This window comes from Micromonospora sp. NBC_01392 (assembly GCF_045040125.1).
Classification (GTDB): Bacteria; Actinomycetota; Actinomycetes; order Mycobacteriales; family Micromonosporaceae; genus Micromonospora.
In genome coordinates, this window is the sequence record NZ_CP109549.1 from 2,585,952 (window position 1) to 2,604,035 (window position 18,084).

Below are 18,084 nucleotides of genomic sequence, written 5' to 3' on the forward strand. Positions count from 1 at the left end.
ACCGGGCGCCATCAGCGTTCTATCAGAAGAGTCAGGCGGTTGTTGTCGCTTCCTCGAAACAGGACGGACATTCACGCGCCTGGACGATTGCTGCGGTTCTGCCCGTCACTTTCCACCCGACAAGATCGTTGCACCGGACGGTGCGGCAGGCTGGGCGTGGCCGTTCCATTTCGGGGGTTCAAGGGGGAATTCGGTGTTCTCGTTCGTCGGACTGCCAGGAAGGCCGTGAACCGGGGCTATGTCGGCGCGCACGCCGCCGCCGAGGCGGCCACGCCGCGGGACCGCGCCGGTCAGCGGGCCGACGGAGCCCGGATAGCTGACCCGGGCAAGGTGCTCTGGGCCATGCTCGGCCTGGGCGTGGCGTCGGTGGCCCAGTGGGCGGTCATCACGCTGCTCGCCCGCTTCGGCACCCCGCACATGGTGGGGCAGTACGCCTTCGGCCTCGCGGTCAGCGCGCCGGTGATGCTGGTGGCCGGCCTCGGCCTGCGTACCGTCCTGGTCACCGAGACGCAGGGGCGCTTCGACTTCGACGACTACCTGCGGCTGGGTGTCGTCGCGGCGCTGGTCGGGCTCGTGCCGCTCACCCTCATCGCCGGTGTGCGAGGGTCCGCCGACGGCGTGATCATCATGCTCGTCGGGCTCGCCAAGGCGATCGACGGGATCGGTGAGATCTACTTCGGGTTCTTCCAGCGGCGGCTGCTCATTCGAACGATCAGTGTCGCGATGATGGTCAACAGCTTTCTCACGCTGCTGTTGATGGGATGCCTGCTGCTGCTCACCGGCAATGCGGCGTGGGCGACGCTCGGCTCGGTCATCGGGTCGACCATCGGGTCGATCGCCTACTCCCGCCGGGCGGCCCGTCGACTGACCGGACCCTCGGTGCCGGGCGTCGGCGGAAAGGCGTGGCGGCACTCTCGACTGCTGCTGGTGATCGCCTTTCCGGTGGGGCTGTCCGTGGGGCTCAACTCGTTCACCACAAACATTCCTCGATACATTCTGGAGCGGCAGCAGGGTACCGCCGCACTCGGCATCTTCGCTGCGCTCAGCTACGTGGTGCTGGCCGCCAACACGTTCTTCTCGGCGGTCTCGCAGACGGTGTTGCCCCGGATGGCTCAGCTCCACCAGGCCGGTCACCACCGCCGGCTGGCAGCGCTGACCGGGCGGCTGGTTCTCGCCTGCCTGGTTCTCGGCGCCTGCGCCTGTCTCGTTGCCGCGGTGGTCGGTGGGCCGGCGCTGAGGTTGCTGTACGGAGCCGAGTATGCCGACTACACCGGCGTCCTCGTCGTCCTCACCGTCGCGGTTGCGTTCAGCGGGACGCTGTTCTTCATCAACACCGCGTTGCTCGCCGCCCGACGATTCGGCACCCAGCTGACGGCGAGTGTCGCGATGCTGGGGCTCAACATGGCCGTCAGCCTCCTGCTGGTTCCGGCGTACGGCCTCGTCGGCGCCGCGTGGACGGTGGTGGTCGCCCTCGTCGTCGAGACCCTGATCAAGGTCGTGATGCTGATCCGGTCGCTCTCGATCCGCCCCGGGTCGAGGGCTCCGGGTGCCGGCCGACGGTCAGGTCTGAATCCTGGCGGGACCCGGCACGTCGGCCCGCAGCATCGGCGGGGACGGATCCGCGCCTGAGGACGGCCGGGACATCGCGTCCCGCACCATCTGGTAGAAGCCGTTGCGTCGAGGCTCCAGGGTCTCCCGGGAGAACTGACGGGCCCGGGCCAGGTTCCGTGCCGAGGCCGCATCCATGCGAGCGGGATCGTCGAGCATCAGGGCAATGGCCGTGGCCAGGGCCGAAGGATCCCCCGGAAGCACCGTGTCAGCCGCGGGCAGGAGTTCGGGGATGCCACCGACCCGCGTGCCGATGGCCGGCAGAGCGCGTGCCATGGCCTCGATCAGCGCGCGCGGCAACCCTTCCGTCCGCGACGGCATCACGAACAGGTCCGCGCGGTCGAGCTGTTCCCGGAGCGGGGTGCCGGGGGCGACCCATCCGGCGAGCGTCACCCGGTCGGCCACGCCGTGCTCGGTGATCAGACGATGCAGCCGGTTCCGGTACTGACCCTCACCGAGGTGCACGAGTCGCACACGCACCCCCCGGGCGGCGAGCTGCGCCACCGCGAGGACGAGCGTGTCGACCCCCTTGTACATCTGCTCGAGCGTGCCCACCGCGACGATGGTGGGTACGACACCGACCTGCCTGACGAACCGTCGAGGACGAGCCACGAATGCCTCGGCCGGCAGATCGATGCTGGACACGGCGACGGTCGGCACGCCCGGCGCGCTGGGATACCGGGCCTGGAGGTGCGACTCCGTCACGTACGACACGGCTGCCGCGGCGCGGCACTCCCGCCGCAGCCGCCCTGTTGCCCGGCGCCGCAACAGCGGGCGGAGGGGATGCCGGATGACGCCCTTGGCGAAGACGTCCCAGGGATCACCCACGACCTCCACGGCGAACGGTAGTCCCTGCCGGACGCGGGCCGCGCACAGCAGCGTTCCGAGGACGGACGGGACCCGGAGGATCACGGCGTCGTCCGCGGTGGCGGCGGCCCCGACCGCGCGGCGTACCAGGTGACGTCGACGGAGATACTGCCAGGGACCGAGGTAGTAGGGCACCGCGTGGACCTCGACGCCCTCGCCGTCGACCCGTCGTCGGTCGGCCGGAGGCTCCCGCTGGTCCCGGACCCGGGCCACGACACGGACCTGGTCGAAGGCGCTGAGGTAGCGTCGCCAGAAGCGGTGGTCGGCTGTGGTGGACGTCCACACACTGCCGTCCGGGGTCCGGATGAGCCTGCTCTCCGTGGTGACCACGACCCTCACTCGGCGGTCTCCAAGGAAGAACGTCGAGTGCCGGCCACCGGGCGTCGCGGGCGATCGGGCGCATGTCGCTCGACGGCCTCTTCGATGAGGTCGACCATCCGGTGTTCCGCCCGCTGCCTGTCGAAATGCTGCTCGGCGTATCGGCGGGCATGGTCGCCACGGGTGTCCAGCCGCCCGGCCGCGTACTCGCGGTACGCCACCTCCAGGCCTTCGGCCAGTGCGTCGACGTCGTCTCGTGGCACCACCCAGCCGGACCGCCCGTCCACGGTCTCCGGCAGTCCACCCGCATCGCTGACCACACTCGGCACCGACATGGCGCTGGCCTCCACCGGGGCCCCGTGCCCCTCGGACAGGGACGGGCTGACGCTGAGGTTCGCCGCTCGGTAGGCCGGGCGCACATCCTCGACCGAGTTCAGCCACGTCACGCTCGGATCGGCGATGACGTCGAACCGCCGGATCAGCTCGTCCCGATGCGCCACCCCGATCCGGTTGGTGCCGCCGCCGACCAGCAGGAGGTGCGCGTCGGGCCGGCGGGCCCGGAACGACCGCCATGCCGCCAGCAGCACGTCGTGGCCCTTGATGCCGCGCCGACTCGTGCCCAACCACCGTGGTGGATAGACGAAGGCGACCATGATGACCACGAAGCCCGACAGCGGCAGGCCGAGGTCGGCCCGGGCCTTTGCCCGCTCCCGGTCCCGGTGTGACGGGGGCCGGTAGCGGGAGATGTCGACCCCCACCGTCACCGCGGGACGGCGCTCGCTCGACAGGCCGAGCTCTCCGTACAGTCGGGAGGTGTAGGCGGTGCCGCAGATCACGAGATGGTCCAGGCGGCAGAGCACCCGTTCCACCGCGCGGATCACGGGCGACTCGAGGAACAGCGGGCCGACCACCGTGTGCACCCGGCAGAACCCGAGCCCCAGGGAGGCGATTCGGGCGGCGAGGGCGGCGGCGTACAGGTGATGGTTCACCACGTCGGGCCGCAGCTCACGCAGGAGCCGGCGGAGCTGCCACAGTTGGCGCACCGTGGAGGGGGTCGGACGGAAGCGGAAGCTGAAGGGGGACGGCACGGTCCGTACGCCGATCTCGTGCAGGCGTTCGGTGAGTCGGCCGGGGCCGGCCGGAAGGACGACGATGGGCTCGTGCCCACGGTCGCGCAGGGTGGCCGCCTGCGTGGCGACCCAGGCGCCGCCCACATTGGTCTTGACGATGATGGCGATGCGCAGACCGCTCATGGCGTACCTCCTCGGGCGAGGGCTGCGGAACGTCCGACGGGCACGGCGCCAGGCTCGGCTGGAGCCGCCACGGTCACCCACGCTCCAGGAACCGCTCGATGGTCCGGAAGACGTGTGCCTCCTGTGAGTCGTCCATGGCCGAGCCGCTCGGTAGCGCGAGACCGTGGGCGAAGAGTCGGTCCGACACCCCGTTCAACGCTGCTCGGGCGCCTGCGTAGACCGGCTGGCGGTGCATCGGCTTCCACAGCGGGCGGGTCTCGATGTCGGCGCGGGAGAGTGCCGCCGCGAGGTCGGCGGCGGGCCAACTCGACCGTTCGGGATCGACCACGACACAGGTCAGCCAACAGTTGCTCTCGACGTCACCTTCGCCGAGCAGTCGCACTCCGGGTATGGCAGCGAAGAACTTGGCGTACCGCTCGCGCAGTTGCCGGCGGCGTGACCTCATCTCGTCGAGCCGGGTCAGTTGGGCCCGGCCGAGAGCGGCCAGCAGGTTGCTCAGCCGGTAGTTGTAGCCGACCTCGTGGTGCTCGTAGTGCACGACCGGCTGCCGGGACTGGGTGGCCAGATACCGGCACCGCTCCACCAACTCGCCGTCGTCGGAGACCAGCATCCCGCCACCGGAGGTGGTGATTATCTTGTTGCCGTTGAAGGAGAAGACTCCGGCACGTCCGAACGAACCGGCCGGGCGCCCGCCGTGGGCCGCACCCAACGACTCGGCGGCATCCTCCAGCAACGGAACCCCGGCCGCGTCGCACACCGGGACCAGGCGGGTGTAGTCGGCGCAGGCGCCGAAGAGGTCGACCGCCATGACCGCCGCTACGCTTCGGCCCTCAGCCCGCAGCGTCTCCAGCAGCGCGGCGAGAAGCGCGGGATCGATGTTGCCGGTGTTGGGCTCGCTGTCGACGAAGACGGGCTCGGCACCGGTGTAGACCACCGCGTTCGCGCTGGCCACAAACGTCATGGTGGGTACGACGACGACCTGGCCCGGGCGGACGCCGAGGGCGAGCAGCGCGAGATGCAGCGCAGCGGTGCCCGAGCTGACGGCCACGGCGTGGGCGCAGCCGGCTCGCTCCGCGATGTCCCGCTCGAAAGCGGTCACCTCGGGACCTACCGGCGCGATCCAACCGGACCGCAGGGCGTTGATGAGATAGGACTCCTCGAGCTGCCCCACGTCGGGCGGGGACAGATGGACCCGGCCGCTCATGCAGTCTCCCGTCACGATGGTGGACACCCTCGGGGGTTCATAGCAAGGATGAACAGATCTTATCCGACATATACCTTGAAACCGGTCATAATTCGCTCAACGGGTAGCCGAAAGATGATCGGCCCACTTCCGTGGCGGCCCGACACTCGCGACGGCATCAGGCCCCTGCGGCTAGACGACCGACGTGACCGGTGCTCGCCGGTGCCGGCCCGCCAGTTCGTCGCGAACGGGCCCCGGTAGGGATGGCGAGACGCGAGCGAGCTCGTGGGGAGCGGTGTGGGTTCGGCGGGAGAAGAAGACGACAGTGACCAGCGGCAGCGCGATCTTCACGAGGTACCAGAGCAGATTGTCGAGGTCGCTGCCGAGGGCAAGGATCACGATCACCCCGGCGATGCCACTCATGACCGCCACCCCGGATTCTCTGCTCAACCGGGCGCCGAGGTAACGGCGGCGGGCTGTCCGGACCACGGCGGCCAGCACGGCGAACGAAGCTACCGAGCCGGCCGGACCGAAGTTCAGCAGCGCCTCCCCGGCAAGGCCGTAGATGCGGGACGATCGCCAGCCGGAGTCGAAGGCGCCTGTGCCCATCAGCATGTCGGTCCCGGCCTGCACCTTGTCGCGCATCCACTCCGGACGTGAGGCGTCGGGAATCATGAACGCCGCGGCGCCGACGTAGGTGAGGCCGTAGCTCAACGGCGCGTATCCGGCCTGTTCATGGTGAAGAAGAACCGCTTGGATATCGGACCGGCCGAGGTCGCCGAGCAGCATGGTCGGCATGGTCCGCCCCGTCTCGTCGCCGAGTTCGGTGACCGAGGTGGCTCCTCTGGTGGCGAACAGGATCTCGCTACCGGCGCTCTTGTAGACGCCATAGGCGTACATGAAGACCAGGAACGAGATGCCCATCGCGGCAAGTGCGCGTCGAGTGACCGGCCGCACCGCCAGGTGCACGACGATCAGTCCGATGAGCAGAGGCCAGATCGTGTTACTGCGTGAGCCCCGCAGACCGCCGACGGCGAACTGCGTGATCGTGAACACCAGGAACAGTGCGGACAAGGCGGCCGGCCGCCCCGTCAGTGCCACCCGGAAGCGCACCACCGCCACGACGAATCCGACAAGCGGGAACGACTCGCCGATGAGGAGCAACCACCCGTAGCCGATGAAGGAATCGCGATCGTCGGCTGCTGCCGACACGTAACCGCTCAGGCCGCCGAAATGGATGATGACGGCGATGAAGCCGGCCAGGCCGACCGCGAACGCCAGCCACCCGAGCTGGACGAACACCCGATCGTTCAGCTTCCGTGCGACGCGCGGGCTCCGTGTCGACGGCACCCGGAGGTTCAGGACCACGCGGTAGACACACAGGCCCAACGCGTTCAGCGTCGCCATCGCGCCGAGCCCGGCCTTCCAGTCGGGAAGCGGTTCGATGAACCTGGGCCAGTAATCGAGCATGACGTGCAAGATCGGCGCCAGATAGAAGAAGTGGAATCCGAACAGGCCGACCAGCGCCCGAGGGTCGAATGTGTCCAGGCGCCGCGCCGCCCAGTCCACCACGTCCGGCGCGATCAGCATGCCGCAGATGGTGACCGGGATCATGTACCAGTGCAGGAGTCGTGCATCGAATGCCATGAGGAGCAGGCTGATCAGGGTGGGCAGGATGACGGCGAAGAGCCACGGGTCACCGCCCCTGGTGGTCCCCTTCATGCCGTTGTTGCCGATCATCAGCGCCATCCCCGTATGCGTCCTGCCGCCTTCCCGCACCGACGACCGTGATCGCAGACGCGGCCTGCCGTATGGCTAACGGAACCAGGCGTGGAAAGTTGTGAGGGAATCTGCGACGAACTGAAATCGTGAAAAGGGCCTTGTGCCCGCACCTCTCCCTCTACCCTCCAGCCAGGTCGAGTCGTACGTGACGATCAGCAGGGAGGGCCGAGATGGCCACCGTCATCCCGACCGGGGCCGCGGCGGCGACGCCCCCGACCGCTGGCCGACCCGCCACTCGCACGGTCGTCTTCGTGGCGGGCGTCGGCATGACGCTCACCAACATCGTCGCGCCCGTCGCGCGGTCGCTCGCCGACCGTGGCATCCGGCGGGTGGCGGTGGCCGGGCGTGGTTCCGTCGGCCCCGAACTGCTGGCTTCCTTCGACGACGTCCGCGAGGTGACGCCGTTCCGCCGGGGGCGACCGTCGGAGATCGTACGGGCGGCCGGAGACCTGCGTCGCATCGTCCGCGAGGAACGGGCGGCCCTGCTGCACCTGCACTCGCCGTTCGGCATCGCGGTGGGCCGGCTCGTCGCCCGCAGCAGCCGGACCCGCCATCTGGCGGTGGTGAGCGGTACCCTCTTCGGCGTCCCGGGGTTGTCCGGCCGCCTCTTCACCGTGGCCGAGGCGGCGTCCGCGTGGTGCACGCCCACCTACGTCACCCTTAACCCGGAGGACGAGCGCAGCTACCGTCGTCTCGCGCCCTGGAGCCGGGTCCACCGGGCGCCGTGCGGCGCGGCCGGTGTGGACCCGACGCAACTGCGCCTCGATGACGCCGGGGACGCGGCGCCGAGGGACCGCCCACCCCGGGTGCTGGTGCTCGGCCGCCTCACCCCGGACAAGAACCTCGACCTGGCGGTCGCGGCGTGGCGCCGGGCCCGGTCCCACCGGCCCGGTCTCGAACTACGCATCGTGGGGTCGTCGCCGCCCGGCGAGAGGGCGTGGACGCCACCGGCCGAGCCGGGGGTGAGTGTCGGTACGTGGACCTCCCGGCCGGGTACGGAACTCGCCCGGGCCGACGTGCTGCTCTCCACCAGTGGCCGGGAGGGTCTGCCGATGACCCAGGTGGAGGCGCTCAGCCTCGGCACGCCGGTGGTGGCGGTGCAGAACCGGGGCAGCCGCGCGCTGGCCGAGCAGGTGGAGGCGGGGTTCACGTTGGTGCCGGCCCGCGCCGAGGCGGTGGCGGACGCGCTGCTGGACCAGCTGCGGGCCAAGCGGGTGGTGGTTCCGGCCCAGGTGCTGCGGAACTGGGAACGGCAGTCCGTGGTCGACTTCCACGTCCGGCTGATCCTGCGGGAACTCGGGGTCGGGTGAGGTCCGGCGGCGCGGTGTAGGGTGCGACGACCTGTGTCCCGACCGGCCGTCCTGGAGTTTGCCCGTGCTGCACCTGAGGGTGATCGCGCCCGGCGACCGGTCGTCGGCCGTCGTCGACCTGTTGGCCGCCGACCCCGGCGTGACGCACCTCGTGGTGCTCCCCGGCGCCGCCCGTGAACCGGCCGGCGACTACGTCACCTGCGACGTGGTCCGGGAGAGCGCGGACGGGGTGCTGCACAAGCTGCGGGAACTCGGCGTCGAGGCGCACGGGGCGATCGCCGCCGAGGACGTGGAGCTGACGCTCTCCGCGGCGGCCGACCGGGCCGCCGACGAGGCGCCGGGGCACGGCGAGGACGCGGTGGTCTGGGACGAGATCGCGGCGAAGACCGGCGAGCAGACGGTGCTCACCGGCACCTTCCTCGCCCTGATCACCGTGGCCACCATGATCGCCGGCATCGGCGTGCTGCTCGACCAGCCCATCCTGATCGTCGGCGCGATGGTGGTCGGCCCCGAGTTCGGCCCGCTCGCCGCGCTCTGCGTGGCGCTGCTGCGCCGTCAGCCCGGCGTCGTCGGCCGCTCGGTGCAGGCCCTGACCGTCGGCTTCCTCGTCGCCATGGTGGCCACCGTGTTGAGCACCTGGGCGCTCACCGCGGCCGGTCTGGTCAGCCGGGACATGCTGCTCGACGAGCGCCCGCTCACCGACTTCATCTGGCGGCCGGACGCGCTCTCCTGGGTGGTCGGGCTGCTCGCCGGTGTCGCCGGCATGCTGTCCCTGACCTCGAAGAAGTCCGGCTCGCTCGTCGGCGTGCTGATCTCGGTGACCACCGTCCCGGCGGCCGCGAACGTGGCGGTCGCGGCCGGCTACGGGGTGTGGCACGAGGCGGCCGGCTCCGCTCTCCAACTGGTGATCAACCTGGCCGCCATCGTGCTGGCCGGGCTGCTCACGCTGGTCGTGCAGTTGTGCTGGTGGCGGCGGGTGGCACGGCGGGCCGGGCGGGGGGTGCCGCGGCAGCGGGCCGACCGGCCGACGCCGGTCACCGCCAGTCGTCGCCCGCCTCGAGACGCCGGCTGAGCAGCGTCGCCAGCGGAACGGACTCGCCGTCCCGGCCACCCCGGCCCACCACCAGCGGGGGCGCGCTCGGCGGCGGCTCGGCCCCGAACAGCCGCGCCCCCAGCCTCGGCGGCACGCTGAGCAGGTAGAAACGCCCGTCGGTGTCCACGGCCCGGCTGCGCGCCCGGTCCACGTACCAGCCGGTGATCCGGGTGCGGTAGCGACCGCGGCCGTCGTGGGCGGTCGCTACCAGCCGGTCGGTCGCCAGGCCGCGCCGCCGCGCCTCGGCGGCGAACGCGGCCACCAGCTTCGCGGCCTCCGCCTGCTCCGCGGCGCGTTCGCGGGCGTCGGCCGCCGCGTGGGCCGCCATCGCCCGGCGCTGCCGCTCCCGCCACTGCGCGTCGTCGTCCACACCCACGCCCGCGAGGGTACGCCCGCGCGCCCCACGACCGCCGGGTCGGGCGGTCCCCGCCCGCGTGGACCGCGCCCGCTCGGGTCTGGCGGCACTACCCGTCTCGCGGCGCTGTCGAGCTGAGTCGTTCGTGACATCACCGCTGAGTCGTTCGTGCTCTCAGCTCGACAGCGCCGCGACCGGCGACGGTCAGGCCAGTCCGGCGCGGCGCAACGCCTCCGCCATGGCGTCGTTGACCGGCGCGGAGGCGCCACCGCCGCGCCCCTGACGCGGCTGCGAGCCGCCCCGGTCCGCACGCTGGCGGCCGCCGCCTCCGCCTTGCCCGCCGCCCTGCCCACGGTCCTGGCCACCCTGCCCGCCGCGCTGGCCGCCGCCCTGCCCACGGTCCTGCCCGCCGGCCTGTCCGCCCCGTTGGCCGCCGGCCTGCCCGCGACCCGGACGGCCACCGCCCACACCGCCTCGGCTGCCGTCCGCACCGCCTCGGCCGTCGCGGTCCCGCCGGCCCTCGCCGCCGGCCGGGCGTCCGCCGCCGGTCGGCGCCTCGTCGTCCAGGCGCAGCGTCAACGAGATCCGCTTGCGCGGCACGTCCACGTCGAGCACCCGCACCCGGACCACGTCGCCGGACTTCACCACGTCGCGCGGGTCCTTGACGAACGTGTGCGACATGGCGGAGACGTGCACCAGGCCGTCCTGGTGCACGCCCACGTCGACGAACGCGCCGAACGCGGCCACGTTGGTGACCACACCCTCCAGCACCATGCCGGGCGTCAGGTCGCCGATCTTCTCGACGCCCTCGACGAACGTCGCGGTGCGGAACTCCGGCCGCGGGTCGCGACCGGGCTTCTCCAGCTCGGCCAGGATGTCGGTGACGGTGGGCAGGCCGAACGTGTCGTCCACGAAGTCGGTCGCCCGCAGGCCGCGCAGGATGGCGGACCTGCCGATCAGCGCGCGCAGGTCCTGCCCGGTGGAGGCGAGGATGCGGCGCACCACCGGGTACGACTCGGGGTGCACGCTGGACGAGTCGAGCGGGTCGTCGCCGCCCGGGATGCGCAGGAAGCCGGCGCACTGCTCGAACGCCTTCGGGCCGAGCCGGGCCACCTTCTTCAGCGCGGTCCGGGTGCGGAACGGCCCGTTCGCGTCCCGGTGCAGCACGATGTTCTCCGCCAGCCCGGCGCCGATCCCGGAGACCCGGGTGAGCAGCGGCGCGGAGGCGGTGTTGACGTCCACGCCGACCGCGTTGACGCAGTCCTCGACGACGGCGTCGAGGGAGCGGGACAGTTTCACCTCGGACAGGTCGTGCTGGTACTGCCCGACGCCGATCGAACGCGGGTCGATCTTCACGAGTTCGGCGAGCGGGTCCTGGAGACGCCGGGCGATGGAGACCGCTCCGCGCAGCGACACGTCGAGCCCCGGCAGCTCCTGCGAGGCGTACGCGGAGGCGGAGTAGACCGACGCGCCCGCCTCGGAGACCACCACCTTGGTCAGTGTCAGCTCGGGGTGTTGCTTGATCAGGTCACCGGCCAGCTTGTCGGTCTCCCGGCTGGCGGTGCCGTTGCCGATCGCCACCAGCTCGACGCCGTGCGTCGCGGCCAGCGTGGCGAGCGTGTGCAGCGACGCGTCCCACTGCCGGCGCGGCTCGTGCGGGTAGATCGTGTCGGTGGCGACCACCTTGCCGGTCGCGTCGACCACCGCCACCTTGACGCCGGTGCGCAGGCCCGGGTCGAGACCCATGGTGGGCCGCGCGCCGGCGGGCGCGGCGAGCAGCAGGTCACGCAGGTTGGTGGCGAAGACCCGGACGGCCTCTTCCTCGGCCGCCTGCCAGAGCCGCGTCCGCAGGTCGGCGGCGAGGTGGATGAGGATCCGGGTACGCCAGGCCCAGCGCACCGTGTCGGCCAGCCACCGGTCGGCGGGCCGGCCCTGGTCGCTGACGCCGAACCGGCCGGCCACGGCGGCCTCGTAGCGGCTGGGCCCGGTGACGGTGTCGGCGTCGTCCTCGGCGTCCGGGGCCATGGTCAGCTCCAGCACGCCCTCCTTCTCGCCGCGGAACATGGCGAGAATCCGGTGCGACGGCAGTTTCGGGTACGGCTCGGCGAAGTCGAAGTAGTCGGCGAACTTGGCGCCGGCCGCCTCCTGGCCCTCGCGTACCCGGGAGACCAGCCGGCCCCGCGACCACATCTGCTCGCGCAGCGTGCCGATCAGGTCGGCGTCCTCGGCGAAGCGCTCGATCAGGATGGCCCGCGCCCCGTCCAACGCGGCGGCGGCGTCGGCCACGCCCTTCTCCGCGTCGGCGAAGCCGGCCGCGGTGGCGCGCGGGTCCTGCGCCGGGTCGGTGAGGAGCGTGTCGGCCAGGGGCTCCAGCCCGGCCTCGCGGGCGATCTGCGCGCGGGTCCGCCGCTTCGGCTTGTACGGCAGGTAGATGTCCTCCAGCCGGGACTTCGAGTCCGCCGCCAGGATCTGGGCTTCCAGCGCGTCGTCGAGCTTGCCCTGACCGCGGATCGACTCCAGCACCGCGGCGCGCCGCTCGTCCAGCTCCCGCAGGTAACGCAGCCGCTCCTCGAGCGTGCGCAGCTGCGCGTCGTCGAGGGTGCCGGTGGCCTCCTTGCGGTAGCGGGCGATGAACGGCACGGTGGCGCCGCCGTCGAGCAGGTCCACGGCCGCCCGCACCTGACGCTCGGCGACGCCGAGTTCCTCGGCGATCCGCTGGTGCACAGACTGAGTCACGATCTTGCTCCGCCTCTTCCCGGTGAGTTCGTCGTGCATTCTGCCCGCCGGCGCCGACAGCCGCGCAGCCGCCCGATGACAAAGCCGACTAATAACATGAAAGCGTCCCTGGGCTGCCAACCGTGCCTCTAGCCTCCAACCAGGAATTTCTACTCCTGTCTGGAGAACCGGGTGAGCACGGAGAAAGTGGTCGTCATCGGTCAGGGCTACGTCGGTCTTCCCCTGGCCGTACGCGCCGTCGAGGCCGGCTTCGACGTGGTGGGCCTGGATGTGGACGCCGACCGGGTCAAGCGGCTCGCCTCGGGGGAGTCCTACGTGGAGGACATCCCGGCCGAGCGCCTCGGCCGGGCCCTCGGCAGCGGCCGTTACCGCCCGAGCACCGAGTACGCCGACGCCGAGGGCTTCGACGTCTGCGTGATCACGGTGCCGACCCCGCTCCGGGACGGCACCCCGGACCTGAGCTTCGTCGAACAGGCCGGCCACCACGTCGGCCCGTACGTGCGGCCGGGCGCCACGGTGGTGCTGGAGTCGACGACGTACCCGGGCACCACCGAGGAACTGCTGCGCCCGCTCCTGGAGACGGCCAGCGGACTGCAGGCGCCCGGGGACTTCCACCTCGGCTACAGCCCGGAACGCATCGACCCGGGCAACCCGACCTGGCGGCTGGAGAACACCCCCAAGGTGGTCTCCGGCGTGGACGCCGCCGCGCTGGAGCGGGTGGACGGCTTCTACCGTCGGATCGTGGCCCGGACGGTGCCGGTGCAGTCCACCCGGGTCGCGGAGCTGACCAAGCTGATCGAGAACACGTTCCGCCAGGTGAACCTCGGGTTGATCAACGAGCTCACGATCCTCTCTCACCACCTCGGCATCGACGTCTGGCAGGCGATCGACGCCGCCGAGACGAAGCCGTTCGGCTTCATGCCGTTCCGGCCCGGGCCCGGCGTCGGCGGCCACTGCCTCCCGATCGACCCCTGCTACCTGTCCTGGCAGGTCAAGCGGCGGCTGGGCCGGCAGTTCCGGTTCATCGAGCTGGCCAACGACGTCAACCACGAGATGCCCGAGCACGTCACCCAGCGGATCATGGCCGGCCTCAACCGGGCCGGCCGGGCGGTCAGCGGCGCCCGGCTGCTGATGCTCGGCCTGGCGTACAAGAAGAACACCGGCGACATGCGTGACTCGCCGGCGGTGGACGTCGCGCGCCGGCTGTGCGACCTCGGCGCGGACGTGCGGGCCGCCGAGCCGTACGCCGAGCCGCACCAGATCCCCGCCGGCGTGCTGGTCGTGCCGCTTACCGAACACGAGGTCGACGCCGCCGACGCGGTGATCGTCGCGACCGACCACGACGTCTTCGACTACGAGATGGTGGCCGGCCGGGCCCGCTACGTCTTCGACGCGCGGAACCGGTGTTCGGGACCGACAGTGGAGCGGCTCTAGGAGCACCCCGTCCCGACCGTCGACGGCTGCGCTAGCGTGGCGATCATGGAGGCACCTGCGGATCCACGGGCCCGGCGACTCTTCGGGGGCAGCGCCCGGGCGCTCGGCGACCTGGCCGCCGGTCCGTTCCGGGCCGACCGGGACCGGATCGTCGGCTCGCCGTTCTTCGCCCGGCTGAACGGCGTCACCCAGGTGATCAGTCCGGGCGGCTCCGGGCTGCTGGTGCACAACCGGCTCACGCACAGCCTGAAGGTGGCCCAGGTGGCCCGCGCGATCGCCGAACGGCTGACCGCCGACCCGGCGCACCGGGACCTGCTGGAGAAGCTGGGCGGCTGCGACCCGGACGTGGTCGAGGCCGCCGCGCTCGCCCACGACCTCGGACATCCGCCGTTCGGGCACCTGGGGGAGCGGGTCCTCGACCGGCTGGCCCGGCAGCGGCTGGGGCTGCCGGACGGCTTCGAGGGCAACGCCCAGTCGTACCGGATCGTCACCAGCACCGAGATCCGCGGCGCCGCGACCACCGGGCTGGACCTGACCGCCGCGGTCCGGGCGGCGATGCTGAAGTATCCGTGGACCCGGCTGGACCACCCCGACCCGCATCCGCGACACCTCGACCCGGCGCCCCGGGGCGCCGCGCCGCCGCCGGACGACCCGGAGAGCGGGTCGCTGAAGTTCGGCGCGTACCGCACCGAGCTGGACGACCTGCGGGCGGCCCGGGAGCCGTTCGCCGGGCGTATCCCGGACTGGCAGCAGACGCCGGAGGCGTCCGTGATGGACACCGCCGACGACATCGCGTACGCCATTCACGACGTGGAGGACTTCTACCGCGTCGGGGTGCTCCAGCAGGGCGCGGTGGCCGCCGAGCTGATGGCCTGGCAACGTGAGTGCGGGCACCTGCGGTCGATCACCGCCTCGGCGCTGGACACCGCGGGCCGGCGGCCCGGCGCGGCGATCGAGCGGCTGCGCCGCCAACTGCACCGCAAGGACGGCTGGATCGCCGACGACGAGGCGTTCGCCGCGGCGGTCGAGCACGTCCGCGAGGAGCTGGTGGAGGGGCTGCTGGCGTTGCCGTTCGACGGCTCGATCGAGGCGGAGCAGTACGTCGCCCGCTTCTCCGCCCGCTGGTCCACCCGCTTCGTGGACGCCATCACGGTGACCCCGGAGCCGGACGTCCGCTCCGGGTACGTGCTGCTGGGCAAGGCGCAGTGGCACGAGGTGCAGGTGCTCAAGTTCGTCCACCACCGGTTCGTGCTGGCCCGCCCCGACCTGGCGCTGCACCAGCGCGGCCAGGCGCGGCTGCTGGACACGCTGGTGGAAGCGCTCTGGGAGTGGCTGCTGGACCCGGAGGAGGAGTCCCGACTACCCCGCCGGCTGCACGACCTGGTGGAGCTGGCCGAGGCCGAGCTGCACCCGCGTACCCCGGACCGGATCGGTCGGGCCCGGGGCCGGGCCATCGTCGACTTCGTCGCGCAGCTCACCGACGGTCAGGCGGTGGCGATGCTGGACGCGCTCTCCGGGCGTTCCGGCGCGTTGTGGACCGACGCGTTCGTGCTCTGAGGCCCGCTCAGCGGGCCGGCACTCCCTTGACCACGAGGCCGGGCGACACGTCGCGCACCACGCAGGCGCCGGCGCCGACCGTCGCGCCGGCCCCCACCCGAAGGCCCGGCAGCACCACGGCACCCGCTCCGACCAGCGCTGCGGTGTCGAGGCGGCAGTCGCCCGAGACGGCCGCGAGAGGGTGCAGGGAGACGTAGTCACCGACCACACAGTCGTGGGCGAGGGTGGCGTTCTGGTTGACGTGCAGGTGCCGGCCGACGGTGACTCCGGTGGTGATCCGGCCGCCGGCGAACACCACCAGCCCCTCGGCCGACACCAGGTCCGGGCCGACGGTCGCGTCCGGGTGTACGAGACTGGCCGCGGGCAGGCCGAACAGTTCGACCCGCGTGCCGACGACCCGCCGGATCCGTGGGTCGCCCAGGCCGAGGACGACGTGGGTCGCCGGCGACAGGTGCCCGAGCGTGGCCACGGTCCCGAGGTAGGGGACGCCTGTCGACTCGACGCGCTTACGGTTCCGCTCCGACGGGTCGTCGTCGACGAAGCCGACCAGCCGCCAGGGCGGCCGGTTCGACGCGGCGTTGACCGCGGCCACGACCTGCGCGATCTCCCGACCGTGACCGCCGCATCCGACGATGACGAGGTCAAGCCCCACCGCCGCTACCGTCCCGCCGTCGCCGGTTCGGGCTGCTCCGGCGCGGTGCCGCGGAACTCGTGCGCGGTGGCGGTGCCGGGTGCGTTGATTCCTCGCCGGCGGAGCACGGCCACCGCCGTCCGGGCCAGGATGCGGGCATCGAGGCTGAGGCTCCAGTGGTCCACATACCGGAGGTCGTAGGCGAACCGCTTCTCCCAGTCGAGCTCGTTGCGGCCGTTGACCTGCGCCAAGCCGGTCAGCCCCGGTCGGACGGCGTGGCGCCGGAACTGCTCCGGTGTGTAGAGACCGCGGTAGCTGGTCGGGAACGGGCGAGGACCCACGAGGCTCATGTCCCCGCGCAGGATGTTCCAGAGGCTGGGCAGTTCGTCCAGGCTGGTGGACCGCAGCCACCGCCCCAACGGGGTCAGCCGGAGCTGGTCGTCGTCGGGCGAGAAGGCGTGGCCGTCGCCGGCCATGGAACGAAACTTCACGATGGTGAACTCGCGGCCCCGCCAGCCGATCCGCCGTTGCCGGAAGATCACCGGGCGGCCCAGGCCGAGCAGCACGGCGACCGCCACCGCGGCCAGCACCGGGGCCATGACCAGCAGGGCGGTCGAGGCGACGACGACGTCGACGACCCGCTTGACGGCCGCGACGCCGCCCCGGGACGAGGTGGGTGTTGCGGGATCTACCACGCCTGGGGAGAGGCGAACCTGCATGCTGTCCTCCGGCCGCTGACTCGTCAGCGAACAGAGTACGCAAAAATAGGCCGAAGAGTGCCTTGTCTGTCTTTTTCCGCCAAGTCAGGCGATCGCCTGCCACCAGCCGTCCACCGCCGGCGGCTCGTCCACCACGACCCGCTCGCCGGGGCGCGGCACCGCCAGCCGGACGCCCCGCGCCTTCGCCTCGGCCCAGAGCCGGTCCACCGGCTCCGACCAGTCGTGCAGGGCCAGGTTGAACGTGCCCCAGTGCACCGGCACCAGCAGTTCGCCCCGGACGTCGAGGTGGGCGGCGACCGCCTCCTCCGGGAACATGTGGATGTTCGGCCAGGCCCGGTCGTACGCGCCGATCTGCATGAGCGTGACGTCGAACGGGCCGTGCTCGGCGCCGATCGCGGCGTAGCCGTCGAAGTAGCCGGAGTCGCCTGTGTAGAACAGCTTCCGCCGCGCGCCGGCCACCACCCAGGAACTCCAGAGCGTGCCGTCGCGGCGCAGCCCGCGCCCGGAGAAGTGCTGCGCGGCGGTGGCGGTGAGCGTCACGCCGCCGACCCGGTGGCGCTCCGACCAGTCCAGCTCGACGATGCGGTCCCCCGGCACGCCCCAGCGTTCCAGGTGGGCGCCCACGCCGAGCGGCACCAGGAACGGCGCGGACTGGTGGGTCAGCAGCCCCCGGACCGTCGCCATGTCCAGGTGGTCGTAGTGGTCGTGCGAGATCAGGACGGCGTCGAGCCGGGGCAGCTCGTCGAGGCGGACCGGCGGCTCGTGGATGCGTCGCGGGCCGACCAGCGCCGACGGTGAGCACCTGTCGCTCCACACCGGGTCGAGCAGCACCCGGTGGCCCTCGATCTCCACCAGCGTGGAGGCGTGGCCGTACCAGATCACGTTCAGCTCGTCGGCCGGGTCGGCGGGCGTGGCGTCGGTCGGGCGCAGCAGCGGCACGGCGCTGCCCGGCCGCCGCTTCTGCTTGCCGAAGATCAGCTCCCGGACCAGGTTGCGGCCCGGGTCGGCGACCATTGTGGCGTTCGTGCCGGTCGGGTTGTGGAACGTGCCGTCGCGGAACCGCGGTGACCGGGCGGCGCGTTCCGCCCGGGCGCCGGTGAGCCGGCCGCCGAGCTGGGCCGGCACGTCACGCGCCGCCCACGCCAGCCCGGCCACGGCGGCCAGCCCGGCGAGCCGCCACCCCCGCCCGCCGCCTGCCGTGCCCGGTTCGCGTTCCGTCGGTGCCCGCATGGTCGTCC

The 18,084-nt window shown here is 72.0% G+C and carries 14 protein-coding genes; 5 read left to right on the forward strand and 9 right to left on the reverse strand.

All coding sequences use genetic code 11. The annotated features are described in order from the left end of the window. Window positions 1-39: 39 nt before the first annotated feature. Window positions 40-1,629 (forward strand): lipopolysaccharide biosynthesis protein, encoded by a 1,590-nt coding sequence (locus OG767_RS11835; protein ID WP_405093448.1) that lies wholly within the window; start codon window positions 40-42, stop codon window positions 1,627-1,629. Here OG767_RS11835 and OG767_RS11840 read toward each other — a convergent pair. The 4 genes from OG767_RS11840 to OG767_RS11855 form a co-directional block, all read right to left on the reverse strand. Then, window positions 1,561-2,814, reverse strand: coding sequence for a glycosyltransferase (locus OG767_RS11840; protein ID WP_405093449.1), 1,254 nt, complete (start codon window positions 2,812-2,814; stop codon window positions 1,561-1,563). The two genes, OG767_RS11835 and OG767_RS11840, sit on opposite strands and share 69 nt — an antisense overlap. Then, complete coding sequence (locus tag OG767_RS11845) at window positions 2,811-4,046, reverse strand: glycosyltransferase family 4 protein (RefSeq protein WP_405093450.1); 1,236 nt, start codon at window positions 4,044-4,046, stop codon at window positions 2,811-2,813. Before OG767_RS11845 ends, OG767_RS11840 begins: the two co-directional genes overlap by 4 nt. A gap of 73 nt (window positions 4,047-4,119) precedes the next feature. Then, the gene (locus OG767_RS11850; protein ID WP_405093451.1) at window positions 4,120-5,250 is read right to left on the reverse strand and encodes a DegT/DnrJ/EryC1/StrS family aminotransferase; all 1,131 of its coding nucleotides are present in this window, start codon (window positions 5,248-5,250) and stop codon (window positions 4,120-4,122) included. 171 nt (window positions 5,251-5,421) lie between these two features. Continuing rightward, window positions 5,422-6,978: a hypothetical protein gene (locus OG767_RS11855; protein WP_405093452.1), complete on the reverse strand. Its 1,557-nt coding sequence runs from the start codon at window positions 6,976-6,978 to the stop codon at window positions 5,422-5,424. 203 nt (window positions 6,979-7,181) lie between these two features. Between OG767_RS11855 and OG767_RS11860 the strand changes: the two genes are divergently transcribed. Both OG767_RS11860 and OG767_RS11865 read left to right on the forward strand, forming a co-directional pair. Then, window positions 7,182-8,321: a glycosyltransferase gene (locus tag OG767_RS11860; RefSeq protein WP_405093453.1), complete on the forward strand. Its 1,140-nt coding sequence runs from the start codon at window positions 7,182-7,184 to the stop codon at window positions 8,319-8,321. A 64-nt stretch (window positions 8,322-8,385) separates the two neighbouring features. Beyond that, window positions 8,386-9,393: a DUF389 domain-containing protein gene (locus tag OG767_RS11865; RefSeq protein ID WP_405093454.1), complete on the forward strand. Its 1,008-nt coding sequence runs from the start codon at window positions 8,386-8,388 to the stop codon at window positions 9,391-9,393. Here the strand turns inward: OG767_RS11865 and OG767_RS11870 are convergent. Together OG767_RS11870 and OG767_RS11875 are read right to left on the reverse strand one after the other, a co-directional pair. Then, window positions 9,356-9,742 (reverse strand): hypothetical protein, encoded by a 387-nt coding sequence (locus OG767_RS11870; protein WP_405094198.1) that lies wholly within the window; start codon window positions 9,740-9,742, stop codon window positions 9,356-9,358. The two genes, OG767_RS11865 and OG767_RS11870, sit on opposite strands and share 38 nt — an antisense overlap. A gap of 231 nt (window positions 9,743-9,973) precedes the next feature. Continuing rightward, entirely contained in the window at window positions 9,974-12,505 is a 2,532-nt protein-coding gene (locus OG767_RS11875) for a Tex family protein (RefSeq protein ID WP_405093455.1), read from the reverse strand. Window positions 12,506-12,676: 171 nt separating this feature from the next. Here OG767_RS11875 and OG767_RS11880 point away from each other — a divergent pair, with 171 nt between their 5' ends. Together OG767_RS11880 and OG767_RS11885 are read left to right on the forward strand one after the other, a co-directional pair. Beyond that, window positions 12,677-13,939: a nucleotide sugar dehydrogenase gene (locus OG767_RS11880; RefSeq protein WP_405093456.1), complete on the forward strand. Its 1,263-nt coding sequence runs from the start codon at window positions 12,677-12,679 to the stop codon at window positions 13,937-13,939. A gap of 45 nt (window positions 13,940-13,984) precedes the next feature. After that, on the forward strand, window positions 13,985-15,496 hold the full coding sequence (locus OG767_RS11885; protein ID WP_405093457.1) for a deoxyguanosinetriphosphate triphosphohydrolase family protein: 1,512 nt from the start codon (window positions 13,985-13,987) through the stop codon (window positions 15,494-15,496). A 7-nt stretch (window positions 15,497-15,503) separates the two neighbouring features. Here OG767_RS11885 and OG767_RS11890 read toward each other — a convergent pair whose 3' ends face one another. The 3 genes from OG767_RS11890 to OG767_RS11900 all read right to left on the reverse strand — a co-directional run bounded on the left by OG767_RS11890 (window position 15,504) and on the right by OG767_RS11900 (window position 18,076). Further along, window positions 15,504-16,148, reverse strand: coding sequence for a NeuD/PglB/VioB family sugar acetyltransferase (locus OG767_RS11890; protein WP_405093458.1), 645 nt, complete (start codon window positions 16,146-16,148; stop codon window positions 15,504-15,506). A 5-nt stretch (window positions 16,149-16,153) separates the two neighbouring features. Next, the gene (locus OG767_RS11895; protein ID WP_405093459.1) at window positions 16,154-16,822 is read right to left on the reverse strand and encodes a sugar transferase; all 669 of its coding nucleotides are present in this window, start codon (window positions 16,820-16,822) and stop codon (window positions 16,154-16,156) included. A 108-nt stretch (window positions 16,823-16,930) separates the two neighbouring features. Next, window positions 16,931-18,076 carry an MBL fold metallo-hydrolase gene (locus OG767_RS11900; protein WP_405093460.1) on the reverse strand — a complete coding sequence of 382 codons (1,146 nt, stop codon included), beginning with the start codon at window positions 18,074-18,076 and terminating at the stop codon, window positions 16,931-16,933. Window positions 18,077-18,084 lie beyond the last annotated feature (8 nt).